At 69.6% G+C, this 15,087-nt stretch carries 12 protein-coding genes and 1 riboswitch; of the genes, 3 read left to right on the forward strand and 9 right to left on the reverse strand.

All coding sequences use genetic code 11. The annotated features are described in order from the left end of the window. The first annotated feature begins 49 nt into the window (after positions 1–49). Both ACYUED_RS17280 and ACYUED_RS17285 read left to right on the forward strand, forming a co-directional pair. Positions 50–877 (forward strand): ABC transporter ATP-binding protein, encoded by an 828-nt coding sequence (locus tag ACYUED_RS17280; RefSeq protein WP_491293165.1) that lies wholly within the window; start codon positions 50–52, stop codon positions 875–877. After that, positions 877–3,405 (forward strand): ABC transporter permease, encoded by a 2,529-nt coding sequence (locus ACYUED_RS17285; protein WP_491293166.1) that lies wholly within the window; start codon positions 877–879, stop codon positions 3,403–3,405. Before ACYUED_RS17280 ends, ACYUED_RS17285 begins: the two co-directional genes overlap by 1 nt. A 66-nt stretch (positions 3,406–3,471) precedes the next feature. On the opposite strand, the gene ACYUED_RS17290 is transcribed toward ACYUED_RS17285, so the two are convergent. The 8 genes from ACYUED_RS17290 to ACYUED_RS17325 all read right to left on the reverse strand — a co-directional run bounded on the left by ACYUED_RS17290 (position 3,472) and on the right by ACYUED_RS17325 (position 12,638). Continuing rightward, complete coding sequence (locus tag ACYUED_RS17290) at positions 3,472–4,767, reverse strand: class I SAM-dependent methyltransferase (protein ID WP_491293167.1); 1,296 nt, start codon at positions 4,765–4,767, stop codon at positions 3,472–3,474. 208 nt (positions 4,768–4,975) lie between these two features. Continuing rightward, positions 4,976–6,379 carry an NAD(P)/FAD-dependent oxidoreductase gene (locus ACYUED_RS17295; RefSeq protein WP_491293168.1) on the reverse strand — a complete coding sequence of 468 codons (1,404 nt, stop codon included), beginning with the start codon at positions 6,377–6,379 and terminating at the stop codon, positions 4,976–4,978. Positions 6,380–6,824: 445 nt separating this feature from the next. Beyond that, the gene (locus tag ACYUED_RS17300) at positions 6,825–7,766 is read right to left on the reverse strand and encodes a Ppx/GppA phosphatase family protein (RefSeq protein ID WP_491293169.1); all 942 of its coding nucleotides are present in this window, start codon (positions 7,764–7,766) and stop codon (positions 6,825–6,827) included. A 133-nt stretch (positions 7,767–7,899) separates the two neighbouring features. Beyond that, a complete protein-coding gene (locus ACYUED_RS17305) occupies positions 7,900–8,427 on the reverse strand; it encodes a DUF501 domain-containing protein (RefSeq protein ID WP_491293170.1) in 528 nt (175 codons plus the stop codon). Between the two features lie 24 nt (positions 8,428–8,451). Further along, complete coding sequence (locus ACYUED_RS17310; RefSeq protein ID WP_491293171.1) at positions 8,452–8,928, reverse strand: FtsB family cell division protein; 477 nt, start codon at positions 8,926–8,928, stop codon at positions 8,452–8,454. A gap of 111 nt (positions 8,929–9,039) precedes the next feature. Then, positions 9,040–10,326 carry a phosphopyruvate hydratase gene (gene eno, locus ACYUED_RS17315; RefSeq protein WP_491294302.1) on the reverse strand — a complete coding sequence of 429 codons (1,287 nt, stop codon included), beginning with the start codon at positions 10,324–10,326 and terminating at the stop codon, positions 9,040–9,042. Between the two features lie 287 nt (positions 10,327–10,613). Then, complete coding sequence (locus tag ACYUED_RS17320; RefSeq protein WP_491293172.1) at positions 10,614–11,297, reverse strand: transglycosylase family protein; 684 nt, start codon at positions 11,295–11,297, stop codon at positions 10,614–10,616. A 3-nt stretch (positions 11,298–11,300) separates the two neighbouring features. Next, positions 11,301–11,486: riboswitch (cyclic di-AMP (ydaO/yuaA leader) on the reverse strand. A gap of 195 nt (positions 11,487–11,681) precedes the next feature. Next, positions 11,682–12,638, reverse strand: coding sequence for a transglycosylase family protein (locus ACYUED_RS17325; protein WP_491293173.1), 957 nt, complete (start codon positions 12,636–12,638; stop codon positions 11,682–11,684). Between the two features lie 205 nt (positions 12,639–12,843). Between ACYUED_RS17325 and ACYUED_RS17330 the strand changes: the two genes are divergently transcribed. After that, complete coding sequence (locus ACYUED_RS17330; protein ID WP_491293174.1) at positions 12,844–14,082, forward strand: cytochrome P450 family protein; 1,239 nt, start codon at positions 12,844–12,846, stop codon at positions 14,080–14,082. Here the strand turns inward: ACYUED_RS17330 and ACYUED_RS17335 are convergent. After that, complete coding sequence (locus ACYUED_RS17335; protein ID WP_491293175.1) at positions 14,047–15,060, reverse strand: nucleoside triphosphate pyrophosphohydrolase; 1,014 nt, start codon at positions 15,058–15,060, stop codon at positions 14,047–14,049. The two genes, ACYUED_RS17330 and ACYUED_RS17335, sit on opposite strands and share 36 nt — an antisense overlap. Positions 15,061–15,087 lie beyond the last annotated feature (27 nt).

The following is a 15,087-nucleotide window of genomic DNA, read 5'->3' on the forward strand; positions in this document are numbered from 1 at the left end:
CGATGGAACACGTCCCTTCAAGACGTCGTCCCGCGAGGAGTTCCTTCCCGTGACCACCACACCCGTCGCCGGCCGGGCCACCAGCACCGTGGCCGCACGCGCCACGGATCTCTCGAAGATCTACGGACAGGGCGAGACCCAGGTGGTCGCCCTCGACCGGGTCTCCGCCGACTTCCACCAGGCAGAGTTCACCGCGATCATGGGCCCCTCCGGGTCGGGCAAGTCCACGCTGATGCACTGTGTGGCCGGACTCGACACCTTCTCCTCCGGCTCCGTGCGCATCGGCGAGACCGAACTCGGATCGCTGAAGGACAAGCACCTCACCAAGCTGCGCCGGGACAAGATCGGGTTCATCTTCCAGGCGTTCAACCTGCTGCCGACGCTGACCGCCCTGGAGAACATCACCCTCCCGATGGACATCGCGGGCCGCAAGCCGGACAAGCAGTGGCTGGACACCGTGATCGGCATGGTGGGCCTGCGGGACCGGCTCGGGCACCGGCCCGCCGAGCTCTCCGGCGGCCAGCAGCAGCGCGTCGCCGTGGCCCGTGCTCTCGCCTCCAAGCCGGACATCATCTTCGGCGACGAGCCGACCGGAAACCTCGACTCCCGCGCCGGCGCCGAGGTGCTGGGCTTTCTGCGCAACTCCGTAAGGGATTTGGGGCAGACCGTGGTCATGGTGACCCACGACCCGGTGGCGGCGGCCTACGCGGACCGGGTCGTCTTCCTGGCCGACGGCAGGGTCGTCGACGAGATGATCCAGCCGACGGCCGAAAAGGTCCTCGACTTCATGCGGCAGTTCCCCTCGGGCGGTCCGACCAGCGGCTCCGCCGCGCGGCCCCAGACCCCCGGGTTCGACGCGAAGGGCCGTACGAACTGATGTTCCGCACCGCCCTGCGCAACGTACTCGCGCACAAGGCCCGGCTCCTGATGACCGTGCTCGCCGTGATGCTCGGCGTGGCGTTCGTCTCGGGGACGCTGGTCTTCACCAACACCATCTCGGACGCGTACCAGAACAGTTCGTCCAAGGGCTTCGGCCAGGTCGACGTCGCCGTGCAGGCCAAGTCCCAGGAGGACAAAGGCAACGCGATCAGCAAGACGCCCGAGCTGACCCAGGCCGTGCTCGACCGGAGCGCGAAGGTGCCGGGGGCCGCGTCCGCGATCGGTGTCGTGAGCGGCTTCACCGCCATCGCCGACAAGGACGGCAAGCTCATCGGCGGCGGCTTCCAGTCGCAGGGCGGCAACTACTGGGGCGCCAAGGACCCGCGCTACCCGCTGACGTCCGGCAGCGCGCCGCACGGCAAGGACCAGGTCGCCATCGACTCCCGGACGGCACACCGCGCCGGGTACAGGGTCGGTGACACGGTCCGGCTCTCCGTCGACGGCCCGGTCCTCACGCCGACGATCACCGGCATCTTCACCACGGACGACGGCAACGTCGCCGCCGGCGGCAGCCTCGCCCTCTACGACACCCCCACCGCGCAGCAGCTGTTCGGCAAGGCCGGCACGTACGACGAGATCGATGTGAAGGCCGCCTCCGGCACCTCCCAGACCGCGCTGAAGGCCGGACTGGACGAGGCGCTGGGCACGAAGCTGGTGGAGACCACCACCGCCCGGCAGCTCGCCGACGACCAGGCCGAGCAGATCTCGTCCTCGATGAGCGGGCTGAAGCAGGGCCTGCTGGTCTTCGCGGGTATCGCGCTCTTCGTCGGCACGTTCATCATCGCCAACACCTTCACGATGCTGGTCGCCCAGCGCACCAGGGAGCTGGCGCTGCTGCGGGCGGTCGGCGCCTCCCGCCGCCAGGTCACCCGGTCCGTGCTCGTCGAGGCCTTCGTGGTCGGTGCGGTCGCCGGCGTGACCGGACTGGTCGCGGGCATCGGCATCGGGGCCGGTCTGCGCTCCCTCATGAACACCCTGGGTGCCACGGTCCCGGACGGGCCGCTGGTCATCTCGCCCGGCACGATCGTCAGCGCCCTCGTGGTCGGCATCGTCATCACCATGCTGGCCGCCTGGCTGCCCGGCCGCCGGGCCGCGAAGATCCCGCCGGTGGCCGCGATGAGCAGCGTGCACGCGAAGGCGACGACCAAGTCCCTGGTGCTGCGCAACACGCTGGGCGCGCTGTTCAGCGCCGCCGGTATCGCGGTGGTCCTGGCGGCCACGACGATGGACGGCTCGGACGGGCAGGCCCCCATGGGCCTCGGCGCGGTCCTGCTCATCATCGGCGTCTTCATCCTCACGCCGCTGCTGTCCCGCCCGCTGATCGCGGTCGCGTCGCCGCTCCTGAAGGCCTTCGGCGTCTCGGGCAAGCTGGCCCGCCAGAACTCGGTGCGCAACCCGCGCCGTACGGCGGCCACCGCCTCCGCGCTGATGATCGGGCTGACCCTCATCACCGGCATGACGGTGATGGCGGGCAGCCTGCAGAAGTCGATCGACAAGATGGCGTCGTCCGCCATCAGGGCCGACTACGTGGTCTCCATGGCGAACGGCAACGAGCTCTCGCCGGACGTCGACAAGAAGCTGAACGCCACCGCCGAGGTCACCGCCACCAGTCCGCTGCGCAACGTCTATGCGCGCGTCGGCGGCACGGGCGAGTCCCTGACCGGGGTGAACGGCTCGGCGATCGCCGACCTGACCGACCTGAAGGTGGACAGCGGCGCCTTCAAGGTGGGCGCCACTCAGGCCGTCGTGGACGACGCCACGGCCAAGTCCCGTGGCTGGAAGGAGGGTTCGAGCTTCACCGCGCACTACGAGGACGGGAAGTCGTCCCGGCTGACGGTCTCCGGCGTCTACGAGGGCAACGAGTTCATCCGGGGCATCCTGGTCGACAGCCGGACCGTCACCCCGCACATGACCGACCCCGGCGACATGCGGGTCCTGGTGAAGACGGCCGACGGCGCCTCCGGCACGACCAAGGACAAGCTGGAGAAGGCCCTCGGCACCAACCCGGCCATCAAGGTGCAGAGCAAGCAGGACCTGTCCGACGACGTCGCGAAGATGTTCACGCTGATGCTGAACATGCTCTACGGCCTGCTCGCCATGGCCGTGATCGTCGCGGTCCTCGGCGTCATCAACACCCTGGCCATGTCGGTCTTCGAACGCTCCCAGGAGATCGGCATGCTCCGCGCGATCGGCCTGGACCGGAAGGGCATCAAGCGCATGGTCCGCCTGGAGTCCCTGGTGATCTCCCTGTTCGGCGGTGTACTCGGCATCGGTCTGGGCGTGTTCTTCGGCTGGGCGGCCGGCGAACTCATCGGCACGAAGATGGCGACGTACGAACTGGTCCTGCCCTGGACGAGGATGGCGGTCTTCCTCCTCCTGGCTGCGACGGTCGGCATCCTCGCCGCCCTGTGGCCGGCCCGGCGCGCGGCCCGTCTGAACATGCTGACGGCCATCAAGTCGGAGTAGCGGTAGGGCGGTCGGGGCCCCGTCCGGTGACCGGACGGGGCCCCGACCGCCGTGCTCCCACGGGGTTCACACACCCCATGTGCGGGAGCGCAGCGGCATCCCCGACGCGCCGTCCTCGGGCGCTCTCACCGCCAGCACCTGGTTCACGCCGATGCGGTTGCGCTCGAAGGCGAGGGCGCAGGCGGCCATGTACAGCAGCCAGACGCGGGCGCGCCCCGGACTGGTCAGCCGTACCGAACGCGCCCAGTCCGTCTGCAGGTTGGCGACCCAGCGGCGCAGGGTGAGCGCGTAGTGCTCGCGGATCGACTCGACGTCGCGCACCTCGAACCCGGCGCGTTCGAGCTGGGTGACCGTGGTGCCGACCGGGGCGAGTTCACCGTCGGGGAACACATACGCGTCGATGAACTCGTCGAGGCTGTACGCCGATTCGTCGCGCTCGGGCCGGCGGGCGATCTGGTGGTTGAGCAGCCTGCCGCCGGGCCGCAGCAGCCGGTACAGGTCCTCCGCGTACTCCAGGTACCGCTCGGCCCCGACGTGCTCGGCCATCCCGATGGACGAGATGACGTCGAACGGGCCGTCGGCGACGTCCCGGTAGTCCTGCACCCGGATCTCGACCCGGTCGGTCAGCCCCTCGCCGGCGACGCGCTTGCGGGCGTACGCGGCCTGTTCGTGGGAGAGCGTGATGCCGACGACACGTACGCCGTGCTCGCGTGCGGCGTGGATGGCCATCGAGCCCCAGCCGCAGCCGACGTCGAGCAGACGCTGACCGGGCGTCAGGTCGAGCTTGCGGCAGACGAGTTCCAGCTTGTCGCGCTGCGCCTGTTCGAGGGTGGCGTCCGGAGAGGGCCAGTAGGCGCACGAGTACACCATGGACGGGCCGAGGACGATCTCGTAGAAGTCGTTGCCTACGTCGTAGTGATGGCTGATGGCGCGTTTGTCGGTGCGCTTGGTGTGCAGATGGGTGCGGGCTCTGCGGACCTCCTCACGGGGCGGTGCGGGCGGCAGCGGCAGTCCCGCGACCTTGACCAGCCCGCGGGCGGCGGCCCGCACCCGCGGGTCCCTGAGCGCCTCCAGGAGGCTCCTGGCGTCCTCGCCGCGCTCCCACACCAGCGTCGAGATCAGGTCGAGGGCCGTGTAGAGGTCGCCCTCGATGTCGAGGTCCCCTGCGACCCAGGCCCGGGCGAGACCCAGCTCCCCCGGTTTGAACAGCAGCCGGCGCACGGCCCGGCGGTTGCGCACGACCAGCGCGGGCGCGCCCGGCGGCCCGGCCTCCGAACCGTCCCAGGCGCGGATGCGCAGGGTCAGCGGCACCCCCAGCAACTGTTCGACGAGGCTCTTCAGCCGCAGCGCGGCGTCAGCCATGGCGCACACCTCCGTGAGGAGCGATCCCGAATGTCCGACACCACGTAAACAAAAAAGGGGGGGTTGCGCAGTCCCCCACTGGCGTTACGACTGGGCAAAACAGATGTAGCGGCCATACACACAGGGGGGTTCGCTTCCGGGAAACGCCGAAGGGGCCTCCCGCACCACGGATGGCGGGAGGCCCCTCGGGTCGTTCGGTGACCGTGGGTCAGGAGGCCTTGGCCTTCTCCTCGGTCTTCTCCTCGGTCTTCTCCGACTTCGCTGCCGCGGCGACCGGCACCGGCTTGGCCGCCTCGTAGAACTCCTCGCGCGGGTTCTCCATCGCACCGAGGGAGACGACCTCGCGCTTGAGGAACATGCCGAGCGTCCAGTCGGCGAAGACACGCACCTTGCGGTTCCAGGTCGGCATCGCCAGACCGTGGTAGCCGCGGTGCATGTACCAGGCGAGGCGGCCCTTGAGCTTGATCTTCATCTTGCCCATGACGATCATCGCGACGCCCTTGTGCAGGCCCAGACCCGCGACGGCGCCCTTGTTGCCGTGGCTGTAGTCCTTCTGCGGGAAGCCCCGCATGCCGGAGATCACGTTGTCGCCGAGGACCTTCGCCTGACGCAGCGCGTGCTGGGCGTTCGGCGGGCACCAGGCGTTCTCGTTGCCCGCCTTGCGGCCGACGAGGTCCGGGACCTGGGCGTTGTCGCCGGCGGCCCAGATGTAGTCGGTGCCCTGGACCTGGAGGGTCGGGGCGCAGTCGACGTGACCGCGGGGACCCAGCGGCAGGCCGTAGCGGGACAGCACCGGGTTCGGCTTGACGCCCGCCGTCCACACGATGGTGTGGGAGTCGACCTCGAGGCCGTTCTTCAGGACGACGTGGCCGTCGACGCAGGAGTCCATCGACGTGGAGAGGTAGATCTCCACGCCGCGGCTCTCGAGGTGCTCCTTGCCGTAGGCGCCCAGCTTCGGGCCGACCTCGGGGAGGATCTTGTCTGCGGCGTCGACGAGGATGAAGCGCATGTCCTCACGGGACACGTTCTTGTAGTACTTGGCCGCGTCGCGGGCCAGGTCCTCGACCTCGCCGATCGTCTCGGCGCCCGCGAAGCCGCCGCCGACGAAGACGAAGGTGAGCGCCTTGCGGCGGATCTCCTCGTCGCTCGTCGAGTCGGCCTTGTCGAGCTGCTCGAGGACGTGGTTGCGCAGGCCGATGGCCTCCTCGATGCCCTTCATTCCGATGCCCTGCTCGGCGAGGCCGGGGATCGGGAAGGTGCGGGAGACCGCACCGAGCGCGATCACCAGGTAGTCGAAGGGCAGCTCGTACGCCTCGCCGACCAGCGGGGCGATCGATGCGACCTTGCGGTCCTGGTCGATGGTGGTGACCCGGCCGGTGAGAACCTCCGCCTTCGGCAGCACGCGTCGCAACGGGACGACGACGTGGCGCGGGGAGATGTTGCCGGCGGCGGCTTCGGGGAGGAAGGGCTGGTAGGTCATGTACGACCGGGGGTCGACGACCGTGACGGTCGCCTCGCCGTAGCGCATCTTCTTCTGGATACGCCGAGCTGCGTACAGGCCTACGTACCCACCGCCTACTACGAGGATCCTGGGACGCTCCGTGGTGCTCATGCCATCGAGTATCCACCCGCCTCAGGGGGGTCGCTCGTGCGCCCCTTCACAAGCTCTTGCAGAGGGTGTGTTATCCTCCGCGACTCGCATGCCACAGGCCCCGGCAGGGCGGGCGGTTCCGGGAGCGGTACGTCCCGTTGTCAATGCCGCGTGAGCTGCCTCTCCGCGCCCTGAAGGTGGTCGTGAGGCCGTCCGGAACACCCCCGCGGGAGGCCCTTCCGCAGCCCTCCCATCCGCCCCTATTGAACACGTTCAAGGGCCTGTTGACCCCCGGAAGGTCCAACCGGGCGCTCTTTCGCGCTTCCACCGGGCGGAATTCCTTGTGAAGAACTTCACGAACTTTCCCGGCGGCGTGTCGCCGAAGGGCCCCGAAAGGCCCCACGGCCGCGCTCATACGCTATCCGACCTGCTCGTCCGAGAGCTACTGATCGGTAACGAAGGAGACCTAGGCCACGGACCACGCGATGCCGTCGAGGATGTCGTGCTCGCTCACCACGACCTCCTCCGCCCCGATCCGCTCCATGATCGAGAGCAGTACGAGGGCCCCCGCCGCGATGACGTCGACGCGCCCCGGGTGCATGGAGGGGACGGCTGCCCGCTCGGCGTGGGTGGAGTGCAGCAGCCACTCGGTGATCTCGCGGACCTTGTCGTGCGAGACACGGGAGTGGTGGATGCGCTGCGAGTCGTACTCGGGCAGGTTCTGCGCGATGGCCGACACGGTGGTGACCGATCCCGCGAGCCCGACCAGCGTGCGCGCCTCGCCGAGCGGAACCGTCTCCTCGGCGAGGTCGAGGGCCCGCTCGATGTCGGCCCGCATCGCCGCGATCTGCTCCTCGGCCGGCGGGTCGGTGACGGCGCCCTCCCGCACCAGGTGCCGCTCGGTCATCCGCACACAGCCGACGTCGACCGAGCGCGCCGCGCGCACGTGCTCCTCGCCCACGACGAACTCGGTCGAGCCGCCACCGATGTCCACGACGAGATACGGCTTGGCGAGGTGGTCGCTGCCCGTCAGTTCCCTGGTCGCGCCGGTGAAGGAGAACTCGGCCTCCTGGTCGCCGGAGATGACCTCGGGTTCGACGCCGAGGATGTCGAGCACGCCGCGCACGAACTCGTCGCGGTTGTCGGCATCCCGGGAGGCCGAGGTGGCCACGAAGCGCAGTCGCTCGGCGCCGTGCTCCTTGATGATCGCGGCGTACTCGCGGCAGGCGGCGAACGTCCGCTCCAGAGCCTCGGGGGCGAGCCGCCCGGTCCGGTCGACGCCCTGTCCGAGCCGCACGATGGTCATGCGCCGGTCCAGATCGACCAGTTCACCGGTGTCCGGGTCCGCGTCGGCGACGAGGAGGCGGATGGAGTTCGTACCGCAGTCGATGGCGGCGACGCGGGTCATGGGGGTGCCCTTCTACGTGATCTTTTTCAGCGCCGGTCAGCTGCACTCAGCCCGTCCGGCGTTTGAGGACGAGGCCCTTCGGGCCGAAGGGGGGCTGGGGGCGCAGCCCCCAGCAACGGCGCTGCACCGACCGTCACTCCTCAGCAGCACCCGGCACCACGCACGGCCCCTTGAGCCACCACTCCGGCAGCATCGCCAGTGCCTCGTCGCCGAGGGGGTTCACGCCCGGCCCCGCGGCCAACGAGTGCCCAACGAGCACATGCAGGCACTTGACCCGGTCAGGCATACCCCCGGCACTGGGGAACCCCTCCAGCACCTCGATCTCGTCCCGGCGACGGATGTAGTCCTCATGCGCGGAGCGATACGCGGCGGCGAGTTCCGGATCGGACTGCAGCCGCTCCGTCATCTCCTTCATGACGCCGTTCGCCTCCAGCGTGCCGATCGCCGAGGCGGCGCGCGGGCACGTCAGGTAGTACGTCGTCGGGAAGGGCGTGCCGTCGGGCAGGCGCGGCGCCGTCTCGACGACGTCCGGCTGACCGCAGGGGCAGCGGTGCGCGATGGCGCGCAGCCCGCGCGGCGGCCGCCCTAGCTGCTGCTTGAAGGCCTCGACGTCGGCGTCGGTGGGTTCGGTGCGCGGGGTGGGCGGCGGGGGCGTTTCCATGCCTGTACTGAGTTCCTCTGTCGGTTACTGGTCGGAGGCGTCTGACTTGTCGACCCCGTCCCAGACGTTCGTGTACCAGGGGCGGTCGGCAGCGCCGAGTTCGGCCCGCGACTGCTTGGCGGCGTTCGGGTCGATGACGACGTAACCCGTCTCGCCCGGCATCACATAGTGCAGCCGCAGCCGGATCTGCTGCTCGGCGTACGCGTCGTCCTGCCAGCGTGCCTTCAGGTCGCGCAGCTGCTCGACCCGCTCCCTGGCCTGTGCCTTCTGCCGCCGGAGGTCGGCGATGTCGGAGCGCTGGGAGACGTACTGCCTTATGGGATACGCGAGGGCGACGACCAGCGAGCACAGGACCAGGGCGAGCAGCGCCGCCCGGCCGGTGAGGCGCGAGCGGCGGGCCTGGCGCTTGGTCTGGGAGCGGTAGACACGGGCCGCCGTCTGCTCGCCGAGCAGCTTGATCCTGGTCGCGGTGGAGAACCGGTCCCGGTCCTTCACGGCCATGTTCCCCGCCTCCCGTTCACACGCGCGTACGTCCCCGCACACGGTACGGGACCGGTACGGGGACGTACGTACGACTGGCTAAGGATTGACCCCGGAGGGTCAGCCCGGAGGTCAGACCTTGAAGCGGGGGAAGGCCGAGCGGCCCGCGTACTCCGCGGCGTCGTCGAGGATCTCCTCGATGCGCAGCAGCTGGTTGTACTTGGCGACGCGGTCCGAGCGGGCCGGGGCGCCGGTCTTGATCTGGCCGCAGTTCACCGCGACCGCGAGGTCGGCGATGGTGACGTCCTCGGTCTCGCCGGAGCGGTGGGACATCATGCACTTGAACCCGTTGCGCTGGGCCATCTCGACGGCGTCCAGGGTCTCGGTCAGCGAGCCGATCTGGTTCACCTTGACGAGCAGGGCGTTGGCGGTGCCCTCCTCGATGCCGCGGGCCAGGCGCTCCGGGTTGGTGACGAACAGGTCGTCGCCGACGATCTGGACCTTCTCGCCGATCCGGTCGGTGATGACCTTCCAGCCGGCCCAGTCGTCCTCGTACAGCGGGTCCTCGATGGAGACGAGCGGGTACGCGGAGACGAGCTCCTCGTAGTACTCGGTCATCTCGGCGGCCGAGCGGGACTTGCCCTCGAACTCGTACTTGCCGTCCTTGTAGAACTCGGACGCGGCGACGTCGAGCGCGAGCGCGATCTGCTCGCCGGGGACGTAACCGGCCTGCTTGATGGCCTCGATGATGAGGTCGAGCGCGGCGCGGTTGGACTCCAGGTTCGGGGCGAAGCCGCCCTCGTCGCCGAGGCCGGTGGACAGGCCCTTGGTCTTCAGCACCTTCTTGAGGGTGTGGTAGACCTCGGCGCCCCAGCGCAGGGCCTCGGAGAAGGACTCCGCGCCGATCGGGGCGATCATGAACTCCTGGATGTCCACGTTCGAGTCGGCGTGCGAGCCGCCGTTCAGGATGTTCATCATCGGAACGGGCAGCAGGTGCGCGTTCGGGCCGCCCAGGTAGCGGAAGAGCGGGAGGTCGCTGGCCTCGGAGGCGGCGTGGGCGACGGCCAGGGAGACGCCGAGGATGGCGTTGGCGCCGAGGGAGCCCTTGTTGTCGGTGGCGTCCAGGTCGAACATGGCCTGGTCGATCAGGCGCTGCTCGGTGGCGTCGTAGCCGACGAGCTCCGGGCCGATCTGCTCGATGACGGCGAGGACGGCCTTCTCGACACCCTTGCCCTGGTAGCGGTTGGGGTCACCGTCGCGGAGTTCCACGGCCTCGAAGGCGCCCGTGGAGGCGCCGGAGGGGACGGCGGCACGACCCGTGCTGCCGTCGTCGAGGCCGACCTCGACCTCGACCGTGGGGTTGCCTCGGGAGTCCAGGATTTCCCGGGCTACGACGACGTCGATGGACGGCACGAGCATCTCCTTCATGGATGTGACGCGGCTACGGCAGTAGCGCTGGCTCTGCGAGACGAGCCTAACCGCCTCCGGCCGATCGGCCACGCTGCCGACCATCCCTTGAGCAGAACCGAGAGTAAATTGTTTCCGAACGGAACAAAGAGGGGGCGCAAAAAGACCCCGCCCCGGTGCGTACGGGGGAACACGCACCGGAGCGGGGAGCCCGTGGGGACGGGGGGAGGCCCTCACGTGTCCGCCATGACGGAGGACACGGATGGGCGGGCGCTTGTGGTTCAGCTACCGGCAGGCCGTCACTTCAGGTGCAGCTGCTGGCCCGGGTAGATGAGGTCGGCGTCGGAGACGATGTCCTTGTTCAGCTTGAACAGCTTCTGCCAGCCGCCCTTGACGCCGTGCTTCTCGGCGATCGAGCTGAGGGTGTCGCCCTTGACGACCTTGTACTCGCCGTCGCCCTTCTTGACCTTCTTGCCGGTCGGGGTGGTGACGGTCTTCTGGCTCTTCTGGGTCTTCGCGGCCGGGCGCTCGGAGGAGCGGGAGGCGGCCTGCGAGTCGGCCGAGCGGTTGGCGGTGCTGCTGGAGCCGGAGGCGCCGGCGCCGTTGTAGGCGGCGCTGGACAGGCCCGTGCCGCAGACCGGCCAGGCGCCCTTGCCCTGAGCGGCGAGAACCTTCTCCGCGACGGCTATCTGCTGCGCCTTGCCGGCCTGGTTGGCCTGCGCGGCGTACTGCGTGCCGCCGTACGCGGCCCAGGTGGACGCGGAGAACTGCAGGCCGCCGTAGTAGCCGTTGCCGGTGTTGATGGACCAGTTGCCGCCCGACTCGCACTGGGCGACGGCGTCCCACTCGGAGGCGGTGGCGGCGGAGGCGCTGCCGGCCGCCATCAGCGGGGCGGCGATGGCGACACCGGTGACGCCGGCGATCGCGGCGGCGCGGGTGGCCTTGGACGGACGACGGTGCTTGCCCTTGCCGGAAAACAGCATGGTGGATCCCCTCACCGACGCCTGCGAGGTGAGCTGTCGGGTTCGGGCCGGTTGAGTTGCCCGGCCGCGCACCTCCCGGTGCGCGACTTAACCCCAAGCCGGTTCCGGCGTCGGAGGCCGTGAGGCCTCAACTGCCGGACCCGGCGCCTACCTTGGGTCCCCCGCTCCTGCCTACGGCGCTTGACGCGACGACTGTTCCCGTACGGCCGCTGGCAGGATTCGGCGTTGCGGCAGCCGGGGCTCGTGTTGACGAGCGGTGACGACCGTAGACACGCGATCCGGGGAATTTCAAAGACGATCAGGGCTTCTGAGACTCATCCCACACTTTCACCAAACCGGACATTCCGGAGCGAAATGTGACGCGAACTCCCGTTGTTTTTCGCCCTATTCGGCAGGGAGTCGCAGGGTCTGACCGGCGACGATACGGTTCGGGTCGCTACCGAGGGCCTTCTTGTTCTCGGCGTAGAGCGCGTGCCACCCGCCGTCCAGGTCAAGGGAGTCGGCGATGGAGGCGAGGGTGTCGCCGGCGTGGACCGTATACGTGTCGTCCGTACGACTGTCCGCCTTGACCCCCTCGGCGCTGGCGCCGCGGTGGCGGCCGGTGCCGATCGAGCCGGTGTCGACGAGGCTCCAAGAGCCCACTTCCTCCTGGGCATTGTCCGAGTCATCACCCTTTGCCCGATCTGCGGACGAGTCGTCGCGACGCTGCGCGTCTCGCGAGGCCGTCCCGGACGGGGAGGTGGAGGGTGAGGCCGATGTGCCGGATTCGGTGGAGTTGTCCTTCGCGTCCTCGGAGGCGGAAGGAGAAGTGCTGGACGAGGCGCCGGAGGATGAATCCGACGAAGAGGAATCACCGGACCCACTGGATCCATTACCGGAGGAGTTGGACAAACCGGTGGAGTCGGAGGAGTCGGACGAACCCGAACCGCCCTCCAGAATGCCCGTGTCGATGTCGGCCGAGTCCGAGTCCTTGTTCAGGCCCGAGGTCAGTCCGCAGAGGTGGAAGGCGCCGACGCCCTGGTCGTCCAGGAGCTTCTCGGCGACGGCTATCTGCTGGTTGCGGCTGGCCAGGTCGGCTCTGGGGGCGTAGTCGAGGCCGCCGTACTTCTCCCAGTTCTTCTGGGTCAGCTTGAGTCCGCCGTAGAACCCGTTGCCGCTGTTCTCGCTCCAGGCGCCGCCGGTCTCGCACTTCGCCACCTTGTCCCAGGTGGTGCCGTCGGCGGCGTGCGCGGAGGCCGCCCCGAGGAGTGGGATGGCGATGGCGGAGCCGGTCACCCCGGCCGCGACGAGGAGTGCCGGAGCCTGACGGGGGCGACGGTGTCGACCGTTCCCGGAGAGCATGCGGGGGCCTTTCGCGAGACAGCAGTGACCGGCGCGGCGGATGGTGCTCGGCACCGCGCTGGTGGGTGAACGTATCGGCAGTCGATCACTTGTCACAAGTTAATGCCGCGTAGATCACGTGAAGATCACGGAGTTGAACGCGTGTCACCTTTGCGCCGGCCGCCGCGGCGGGGCGTTCACCAGCGGCTCCCGATACGGTCGTCCTGTGAACGTCCCCAACACCGCCCCCGAACTCTTCACCTGGGAATTCGCCGGCGATCCCTACCCGGCCTACGCATGGCTGCGCGAGCACTCCCCCGTCCACTGGACGACGCTTCCCAGCGGGGTGGGGGCATGGCTGGTGACCCGCTACGTCGACGCACGTCAGGCGCTCGCCGACGGGCGGCTGTCGAAGAACCCCGCCCATCACGCCGAGGACGCGCAGGGCAAGAGCAAAACCGGCATCCCGGGCGAGCGCAGCGCCAATCTGATGACGCATCTGCTCAACATCGACCCGCCGGACCACACCCGGCTGCGGCGCCTCGTCTCCACGGCGTTCACTCCGCGCCGGGTGGCCGAATTCGCGCCGCGCGTGCAGGAGTTGACGGACGATCTGATCGACCGGTTCGCGCCGAACGGCGAGGCCGACCTGATCCACGACTTCGCCTTCCCCCTCCCCATCTACGCGATCTGCGACCTGCTCGGCGTCCCCCGCGAGGACCAGGACGACTTCCGCGACTGGGCGGGGATGATGATCCGGCACGGCGGCGGTCCGCGCGGTGGCGTCGCCCGCTCCGTGAAGAAGATCCGCGGCTATCTCGCCGAGCTCATCCACCGCAAGCGCGGCGACCTCGGCAATGACCTGATCTCGGGCCTCATCCGCGCCTCCGACCACGGTGAACACCTCACCGAGAACGAGGCCGCGGCGATGTGCTTCGTGCTGCTGTTCGCCGGCTTCGAAACCACCATCAACCTGATCGGTAACGGGACATACGCGCTGTTGCGCAACCCCGAGCAGCGGGGGCGGCTCCAGGCGTCGATCGACCGCGGTGAGACCGGGCTGCTCGACACCGGCATAGAGGAGCTGCTCCGCTACGACGGCCCTGTCGAACTGGCCACCTGGCGCTTCGCCACCGAGCCCCTCACCGTCGGCGGGCAGCGCATCGCCACCGGCGATCCCGTCCTGGTCGTCCTCGCCGCGGCCGACCGCGACCCCGCACGCTTCCCGGAGCCCGACACCCTCGACCTCACCCGGCGCGACAACCAGCACCTCGGATACGGCCACGGCATCCACTACTGCCTCGGCGCCCCCCTGGCCCGCCTCGAAGGCCGCACCGCCCTCGAAACCCTGCTGCGCCGCCTGCCCGACCTCGAACTCGCCGCCGACCCCGCCGACCTCCGCTGGCGGGGCGGCCTCATCATGCGCGGACTACGAGAGCTGCCCGTGCGGTTCGCCGCCGCCTGAGCGGGCCCGGTCCTCGGTCTGTCTGATCGCGTCCCGGTAGGCCCGGGCCGCCGCCCGCAGGGCCGCCTCCGGGTCGACGCCCTCCGCCTCGGCGCGCACGGCCAGTGCGAGCAGCTCGTAGCCGATGCCCTCGGCTCGGGGCAGCGGGACCTCGAAGCCCGCGGTCCGCACCCGCGAGGCCAGCTTCGACGCGAGGGCCAGTCCCGGCTGGCCGAGAGGGACGCCCTCCGTCACGGAGGTGCGCTGCTTCTCGACGGCCTTGGTGCGCAGCCAGTGCTCCTTGACCTCCTCGGGCGTGGACGCCGTCTCGTCACCGAAGACGTGCGGGTGGCGGTGGATGAGCTTGGTGACGATGCCGGCGGCCACGTCGTCGATGGAGAAGGGGCTCTCCGGGTCCTCCTCGGCTATACGGGAGTGGAAGACCACCTGGAGCAGGACGTCGCCCAGTTCCTCGCGCAGTTCGTCGCGGTCGCCCTCCTCGATCGCCTCGACGAGTTCGTACGCCTCCTCGATGCCGTACTTCGCCGGGCCCTTGTGGGTCTGCCGGGACGACCACGGGCACTCGGCGCGGATCTGGTCCATGACCTGGACGAGGTCCAGGAGACGGGCGCCGGGGAGGTCGTAGGAGGCGGGGAGCAGCTCCAGCTCCGGCATGTGCACGCGTCCGGAGCCGGCGAGGCGGGCCAGTCCGTCGGTCAGCACCGACTCGCCCTCGCCCGTCGCGACCACGACGACCGTCCGCCCGCCCGCACACACCGCGACCAGTTCCTCGGCGGCGGGGGCGGACTCGTCGACCGCTATGCCCGCCTCCCGCAGATACGGCAGCTGCGGGTGGGCGGCGTCCGCGCACAGCACGCGGTCGGCGGCGTGCAGTGCCTGCCAGGCGGGCCAGGACAGCAGGCCGGGCGCGACGCGGTGGCTGGTGGTGAGCAGGACGATGCGGCCGGAGTCGGCCTCTGCGGAGCTGGTTGCGTTCACGATCCGAACGTAACGCACCCCGCCGAC

It is taken from the genome of Streptomyces sp. DF42, assembly GCF_058267695.1.

Bases quoted from the DNA above. Each gene is read 5' to 3' on its own strand.
- ACYUED_RS17310 (WP_491293171.1), bottom strand. From the start codon at position 8,928: ATGGCCGTGAAGGACCGGGACCGGTTCTCCACCGCGACCAGGATCAAG.
- ACYUED_RS17300 (WP_491293169.1), bottom strand. From the start codon at position 7,766: ATGACCCGCGTCGCCGCCATCGACTGCGGTACGAACTCCATCCGCCTC.
- ACYUED_RS17285 (WP_491293166.1), top strand. From the start codon at position 877: ATGTTCCGCACCGCCCTGCGCAACGTACTCGCGCACAAGGCCCGGCTC.
- eno (WP_491294302.1), bottom strand. From the start codon at position 10,326: ATGCTCGTGCCGTCCATCGACGTCGTCGTAGCCCGGGAAATCCTGGAC.
- ACYUED_RS17295 (WP_491293168.1), bottom strand. From the start codon at position 6,379: ATGAGCACCACGGAGCGTCCCAGGATCCTCGTAGTAGGCGGTGGGTAC.
- ACYUED_RS17320 (WP_491293172.1), bottom strand. From the start codon at position 11,297: ATGCTGTTTTCCGGCAAGGGCAAGCACCGTCGTCCGTCCAAGGCCACC.
- ACYUED_RS17305 (WP_491293170.1), bottom strand. From the start codon at position 8,427: ATGGAAACGCCCCCGCCGCCCACCCCGCGCACCGAACCCACCGACGCC.
- ACYUED_RS17290 (WP_491293167.1), bottom strand. From the start codon at position 4,767: ATGGCTGACGCCGCGCTGCGGCTGAAGAGCCTCGTCGAACAGTTGCTG.
- ACYUED_RS17325 (WP_491293173.1), bottom strand. From the start codon at position 12,638: ATGCTCTCCGGGAACGGTCGACACCGTCGCCCCCGTCAGGCTCCGGCA.